This is a genomic window from Marinobacter segnicrescens (genome assembly GCF_900111555.1).
Lineage (GTDB): Bacteria > Pseudomonadota > Gammaproteobacteria > Pseudomonadales > Oleiphilaceae > Marinobacter > Marinobacter segnicrescens.
This window is the reverse complement of record NZ_FOHZ01000028.1, coordinates 25,231-31,792: the sequence shown is the minus strand read 5'-3', so window position 1 is coordinate 31,792 and position 6,562 is coordinate 25,231. Positions and strand designations below refer to the sequence as shown.

Annotated in this window: 8 protein-coding genes; 3 read left to right on the top strand and 5 right to left on the bottom strand. The window is 58.9% G+C overall.

Annotated elements, in window-relative coordinates:
• Nucleotides 1-490: integrase core domain-containing protein (locus BM036_RS17125; RefSeq protein ID WP_143066639.1), on the top strand; the 490-nt coding region annotated here is incomplete at its 5' end.
• Between the two features lie 518 nt (nucleotides 491-1,008).
• Here BM036_RS17125 and BM036_RS17120 read toward each other — a convergent pair.
• From BM036_RS17120 to BM036_RS17105, 5 genes are all read right to left on the bottom strand, one after another.
• On the bottom strand, nucleotides 1,009-2,253 hold the full coding sequence (locus BM036_RS17120) for an aromatic amino acid transporter (protein ID WP_091854586.1): 1,245 nt from the start codon (nucleotides 2,251-2,253) through the stop codon (nucleotides 1,009-1,011).
• Between the two features lie 73 nt (nucleotides 2,254-2,326).
• Nucleotides 2,327-2,482: a hypothetical protein gene (locus tag BM036_RS20120; RefSeq protein WP_177186095.1), complete on the bottom strand. Its 156-nt coding sequence runs from the start codon at nucleotides 2,480-2,482 to the stop codon at nucleotides 2,327-2,329.
• Nucleotides 2,483-2,645: 163 nt separating this feature from the next.
• Nucleotides 2,646-3,071 (bottom strand): DUF4124 domain-containing protein, encoded by a 426-nt coding sequence (locus BM036_RS17115; RefSeq protein ID WP_218144829.1) that lies wholly within the window; start codon nucleotides 3,069-3,071, stop codon nucleotides 2,646-2,648.
• 58 nt (nucleotides 3,072-3,129) lie between these two features.
• Nucleotides 3,130-4,320 (bottom strand): multidrug effflux MFS transporter, encoded by a 1,191-nt coding sequence (locus BM036_RS17110; RefSeq protein ID WP_091854582.1) that lies wholly within the window; start codon nucleotides 4,318-4,320, stop codon nucleotides 3,130-3,132.
• Nucleotides 4,321-4,396: 76 nt separating this feature from the next.
• Entirely contained in the window at nucleotides 4,397-4,786 is a 390-nt protein-coding gene (locus tag BM036_RS17105; RefSeq protein ID WP_091854590.1) for a diacylglycerol kinase, read from the bottom strand.
• A gap of 223 nt (nucleotides 4,787-5,009) precedes the next feature.
• On the opposite strand from BM036_RS17105, the gene BM036_RS17100 reads away from it, so the two are divergent.
• The gene (locus BM036_RS17100) at nucleotides 5,010-5,888 is read left to right on the top strand and encodes a hypothetical protein (protein ID WP_091854580.1); all 879 of its coding nucleotides are present in this window, start codon (nucleotides 5,010-5,012) and stop codon (nucleotides 5,886-5,888) included.
• Nucleotides 5,889-5,891: 3 nt separating this feature from the next.
• The gene (rhtB, locus tag BM036_RS17095) at nucleotides 5,892-6,512 is read left to right on the top strand and encodes a homoserine/homoserine lactone efflux protein (protein WP_091854578.1); all 621 of its coding nucleotides are present in this window, start codon (nucleotides 5,892-5,894) and stop codon (nucleotides 6,510-6,512) included.
• Nucleotides 6,513-6,562 lie beyond the last annotated feature (50 nt).

The following is a 6,562-nucleotide window of genomic DNA, read 5'->3' as shown; positions in this document are numbered from 1 at the left end:
CTTGGCCAACGGGCGCAGGATCAAATGCCTGACGATCGTGGATGATTTCACCAAGGAATGCCTCGACATTCCCGTTGCTATGGGAATCTCAGGCGAACAGGTGGTCCGCACCCTGGATGGCATAGCGGCCTTCAGAGGCTATCCAAAGGCCGTCAGAACCGATCAGGGGCCGGAATTTACTGGCAGAGTATTGGATCAATGGGCTTATCATCATGGCGTTGAGCTGAAGCTGATCCAGCCTGGAAAGCCGATGCAGAATGGTTACGTCGAGAGCTTTAACGGAAAATTCCGGGATGAGTGTCTGAATGAACATTGGTTCCGGGATCTTGCTCATGCCCGCGAAAAGATCAGCAACTGGCGCTTGGACTACAATGAGCGGCGACCGCATTCATCCTTGGGGTATCAGACACCCCTGGAGTTTGCCTCCGCTCTCCGACTTGGAAAAACTGATTCAAAAGTAACGGACATTACTAGGGAGCAGTTGGATTAAAGACTGGGGGCAGGTCACTTTGTCGTTTCAAGGCATGGTAGTTTCGCAATTCCCAACCTCCAGAGGAAGGGCACCATGATAGGAATGGTTGTTGCCCCCCCCAACAGGCGCAAAACGCTTATCATTGGTGCAACTGAAGGGGGGCGTTGTATACAGCGGGTATTAGCTTTACGTCTTAGTTAGAGGCTGGCACCCGTTTGACAGGTAGCCTTATGCATCCCTGCCGGCCCAATTGGCTGCTAGGACTATGGATGGCAGGGTCGCAATTTGGGTGACGATAAATCTCTAAGAGAATCCAACACAATCAAAAAGGGGAGCGACGAAAAGACCGTAACTCCCCTTAAAAATTCAGAAAATTTGGGCATATTGCGGGTTTACTATTTTACTGAGCAGGATTGAAAATCCCCGTGTCGGTGGTTCGATTCCGCCTCCGGGCACCATTAGAATTCAGACGAAGCCCGCCTTGTGCGGGTTTTGTTGTTTCAAGGCCTGACCAATGGGCAAGCCACAAGCTGAACCTACTGCGCCCTACCCCCCAATTCCGCCACCGGCAATACCCCCGCCAGCCCCAGGAAGTGGAACACGACGGTCAGCACTCCGAACACCAGCACCAGCAAAATGCCAGCCTGCCCACCCGGAGCCATAAAGCCTGACCGGCCACCTTTCAGCATTCTTGATTTCCTGGCCAGCAGGGCCGGGATAATGCATGTCCAGACTGCCGCGGCTGCACCGGCATAGCCGATAGCCAGCACGAAGCCGAAAGGGGCCAGCAGCGAGAGCAATAGCGGCGGAATAAAGGTGAGGGCCCAGGTTCGGGTGCGCCCCTTCCGGTCGTTGCGAAAACCAAGCAGGTCTGCCATGAAGTCGAAGGTGCCGAGGCCAACGCCCACAAACGAGGACAGTATCGCTGCCGCTGAGAAGGCACTGATGATATTTGCCACCTGCTCGGTGTCGATAGCAAACGACAGGGCTGCCAGCAGGGCATTCACGTCACCACCCCGGGCGACCACAGGCCCGAAGTCGGCTCTCGGCAAATTGCCGAAGATACTGATCAGCCATGCCATGTAGAGCATCAGCGCGATCAGGGTCCCACCGAGAATGGCCTTCTGCGCCTTGCGTTCGTCACCGTAATAGGCGCGCAGGGACGCCACCGAATGATGATAGCCAAACGATGTCAGTGCCACTGGCAACAGGGCCAGGGCGTAGGGCGCGTAGTGACCGCCCACGTTCGAGGTGTCGAACAGAACACCGAGATCGATCCTGGCCGCGAGGCCGGATATCCCCAGCACGAAGCTCAGCACCATGAAGGTGACAAGCACAACCGACAGCCGGTCCACCGCTCGCGTGGAGTGCCAGACAACCAGTGAAAACACGGCAACAAAGGCAACGGAGGCAAGCTTGCTGTTGGCGCCCGTCAGGTCGTGGATAATCAGCCCGGAGGATGTGATGTAGGCGTAGAGCAGTATGCCACCCACAAAGTAGACCATCAGGTTGCTGAGGATATTAACCTTCGCCCCGAGAAGGGACCTTGTGACGGTGTTGAACGAAGCCCTGAGGTCGTAGTGTTTGAAAGCCTCCAGCAGCATCCAGCCAGACAGCGTCATTACCGACATGGTGAGTATCAGGGCCAGGCTGGACCACAGCGTCCAGGCCCCGGCTCCGGAGCTGGGCAAGCCCAGCATACCGGCGCCCACGCACACGCCTGCAACAATGCTGGAGCCACCAACCAGGGAGGGATTACGATCACGCGTTGGCTGAACCATTACGTCATGTCAGCCATTAGTGTTCCTGGCGTCATGGACAGAAATCAAGGGGAAGACTTTCGTAAAACCACAATCATGCAGCCTTGCGAAAGTCCTCCATCCTGGCCGCCTTGTCCCGGGTGCGCTTGTACTTGCTCTTGTCCTCAACAACCCGCATCTGATACTTCGGGGTTCTCAGATCCCGCTGCACAGCACTGTGCTGGGTGGCTTTCGCCTTCTTCCTGGCCATATTGGTTTCTCCTCTGCTGGCCGCTTGGTTACCATCGGTATTATAACATTGCTGCAAATGCATGAGCGTACGCAATGCCCGTCACTCCCTGCGACCCTGGATTCCTCCATCCGCAGGACACCGGTGTCACGCGCGTTTAATTTGGCGGGTCTTCTGCTTCCGACTAGTTCCGCAAACACTCCCAGGCCCGCTTACCAGACAATTCCCGGCGCTCGGCCCGTAGCCGATTGCCCTGGTTTACGGAGTAGCCACCCGCGCGCAGCCGGCTGTCGATCCATTCGATACGCTCGACCAGGGATTGGCATTGGGCCTCGCGTTTTTGGGCGTCACTCTCACCCTTGCTGACCTTTCTACCATTGCCCTTACCGGAACCGGTCCGGGCACGCAATTCACGCCTGCCCCGGCTCACCGCCTCACTGGCGCGGATATTCCCTCGCATATCGATTTCGCTGTAGCCCTCGAACCGGAAGGGCTCATGGGCCTGTTGCGCCGGCGCCGTGTCACCGTAGTGAACCACGCCGTCCGGGTCGGTCCATTTATAGACCTGGGCATTGGCAGGGAATGAGATCACGAGCAAAATCGCTAACATAAGTGGGGGCTGCCATCCTGGCATTCGGGCTCTCCATGGGTTCAGAAAGCTTCGGAGGTTACCCGGCCTCAACCTCACGGGCAACGGCACGAGGTGCGCCAAGCGCCAGCGTTACGGCACCGAGGGAACAGATGGCCATGGTCAGTACGATCGGCAACAACGCATCACCAGCGTAGGTAGCGGATAGCGCACTGATGATCCCGGCAAAGGTAAACTGGGTTGCCCCCAGTAACGCCGAGGCTGTGCCGCCCAGGTGCGGGAAATACTCGAGTGCATTGGCCATGTTGTTGGGAATAATCGCGCCCATGCACCCTACCCCGACGATAATGCATCCGGCGACCACCCAGTACGGGGCCCCAAGCCAGGCAGTTGCCACCAGCGCCAACATGGCGGCGAACTGAACCAGTACACCAATACGTAGCAACATCGTGGACGGATAACTGAGAAGCAGCCGCCGGTTAAGCAGGTTCAACACCGCCATCATGCCGACATTGGCGGCAAACAGCCCTGAGAAATGCCCCTTGGACAGGCCAAACCATTCCTGGTAGATAAACGACGCATGGGTGATAAACACCAGCATGGCGCTGAAACACAGCACCTGGATACCGACAAATCGCATAGTGGTGCGGTGGGAAAGCACCAGGGCGTAATTGGTTACCAGGGTACTGAGGGGCGTGGTCACCGGCTTGTGGACGGGCAGACGATGGAACATCACCAGCTTGAGCACGAAGCCCAGGAATACCGCATAGCCGGTCAGCATCAGAAACACCGCCGGCCACTCGCCCACAGCCAATAGCAAGGCGCCAATGGATGGTGCTGCCGCAGGGGCTATAAACATGATCAGCCCGATCAGGCCAAACAGGCGGGCCGCGTCCTGCCCATTGGTGGTATCCCGCACGATGGCCGGCACCGAGACCGCGCAGAAAGCCCCACCGATGCCCTGCACGACCCGCCAGAACAGCATTTCATCAAGGGAGGCCGCCCGGGAAACCATGAACGCCGCGCAGCCAAACACCAGCAGGCCGCCCAGCAGAATCAGCTGGCGCCCATAGCGGTCGGACAATGGACCGCCCACCAGCTGGGCCAGTCCCAGGGCGCCGACATAGGCGCTCAACGTCAGCCCAATGTCGCCCAGGCCCACACCCAGGTCTGCGGCGATATCCGGAAACGCGGGCAGGTAGGCGTCCAGGGCCAGCGGCCCCAGCGCGACGGTCATTCCCAGTAGTACTGCCAGACGAAACTGCGACAAAGCACCCCTCCAAAAAGGTAGACAGCTAATCGTATTTTCCCGAAATGCGCAATCGCTATCTTTGCGGAGGGCAAGGCTACAGCAAAATAGTGGTCCAGCAGACGACGATCAGCACCAGCCCCATAAACTGCGCCGCGCTGCCCATATCCTTTGCGGACTTGGAAAGGGGATGCAATTCCAGGGAGATACGGTCAACCACATGCTCGATGGAGGAGTTGATCAACTCGATCGTCAGGGACAACAAGGGGGTCAGTAACAACAGCGCGCGCTCTACCGGGGATACATCTACCCAGAGCGCGATGGGCAACAGCACGGCATTGAGGAGCACCAGTTGCCGAAACGCGGGCTCAGTACGGAAAGCTGCCCGAAACCCCTGCATGGAGTAACCGGTAGCATTCAGAATACGACGCAGCCCGGTGCCCCCTTTAAGCTCCCGGGCTGTCTTTGGATCGGATACATCTGTCATGGATATCAGTCGCTGGCCAGAATCTGGGGGCATTATGGCAGGCCAGCGGGGGCTGTGTCCCGTGCGGAAGGAAAGCCGTTCAGGCCAGGGCGCCCAGACCACGGACCACCAACCCACCCAGGTCGCATGTTAACCAGCAACACCTTCGTATCGGGCGTTTCAGTTGCGCCGCGACAGCGGTATGATCCGGTTCTGTTAAACGCACCGACAGCCCGGAACCCATATGACCAAGACGCCCCTGCCCACATCACTCACACTGCTCTGCGTTCTGTTACTGGCAGGCTGCAGCAACCCGGAAACGCCGCAGGAGGTCACCCAGGCCTTCTGGGAGGCCGTCCTGGAAAACGACGGCGAAACGGCTGCGGAGCTGTCCACTCTGGTGGACGAATCCGGCTTTGATGGCTTTGGTGTGGACTGGACCGGGGCCCAGGTGAGCTGGGGCCGGGTCACGGTAGAGGGCGAGCACGCCAGTATCGAAACCATATTTAACGACCTGGACGTGACCCGGGGTGAGTCGCTGGAAACCACCACCCGGCTGATCCGGATCAGTGACCAGTGGCAGGTGGACTATCACCATACCGGAGACGAGATCGAGGCCGACCGCCGGCTTGAGAGCCTGATGGGGAGTTTCCGAAGCCTGGGCGACTCCCTGCGATCCCGGTTTGCAGACGAGTCGGAAAAAGCCGCGCAGGAAATGGACCGCCTGGCCGCAGAATTCGCCACCCTCGCCGGCGACGCCGAACGGGAGCTTTCAGCCCTGGTGGAGCAGTACAGCGAAGACCTGCAGCGGGAAATGGACGAGTTTGCCCGCTCCCTGGATGAAGCCCGCCAGCAGAACCCGGATGCCAGCCCGGAAGATCAGCAGACACTGGACCAGGCCCAGCAGGCCATAAAGGACCAGAAAGAAACCCTGGAGCGAGAGGGCTCCGAGGCCGCGGCTGAGGTCAGCCAGGAACTGGCGCGGATACAACAGCAGCTGTCAGAACTGTCTGGCCAGTCCTATGACCAGCTCAAGAAGGAACTGGTCCTCTGGATGGAACAACTGAACCGGGAACTGGAAAGGCTGAACCGGCAGGCCCGGGAGCAGCAGGAGGGCCAGTAAGCCATGTCACTCACAGTCTGGCTGACGTTCGTGGTCGCAGCTGTGCTGATCTCCGTATCGCCAGGGGCAGGTGCAGTAAACACCATGAGTAACGGCCTGCAGTACGGTGTACGACGTTCGGTACCCTCCATCCTGGGCCTTCAGCTGGGTTACGGAGCACAGATACTGCTGGTCGGTGCGGGCCTGGGTGCCATCATCGCTTCATCCACCCTGGCGCTGTCGGTCATCAAGTGGTTGGGCGTTGCCTATCTGATCTGGCTGGGCATCCAGAAATGGCGTGAGCCAGTCGTCACTCATTCGGAGGGCCCCCCAGCCGAAACCAGCAACCAGAAACGTTTCTGGCAGTCGGCCTTTGTGAACCTGACCAATCCCAAGGCCACGGTATTCCTGGTCGCCCTGTTCCCCCAGTTCCTGGTGGCAGGCGAGCCCCATGGACCGCAACTTGCGACCATGGGCATCACCCTGGTCCTGGTCGACTGCATGGTGATGCTGGGCTATGCACTGCTTGCCAGCCAGCTTTACCGTTTCATGACAACACCGCGACGGCAGAAGCGCATGAACCAGGTATTCGGCAGCCTGTTTGTGGTGGCGGCCGTGGCCCTCGCCAGCTTCCGGCGGACCTAAAAACCCGGGTGACGAAGGACGCAACAAGCCTTATCCTTGCCGCCCACCGA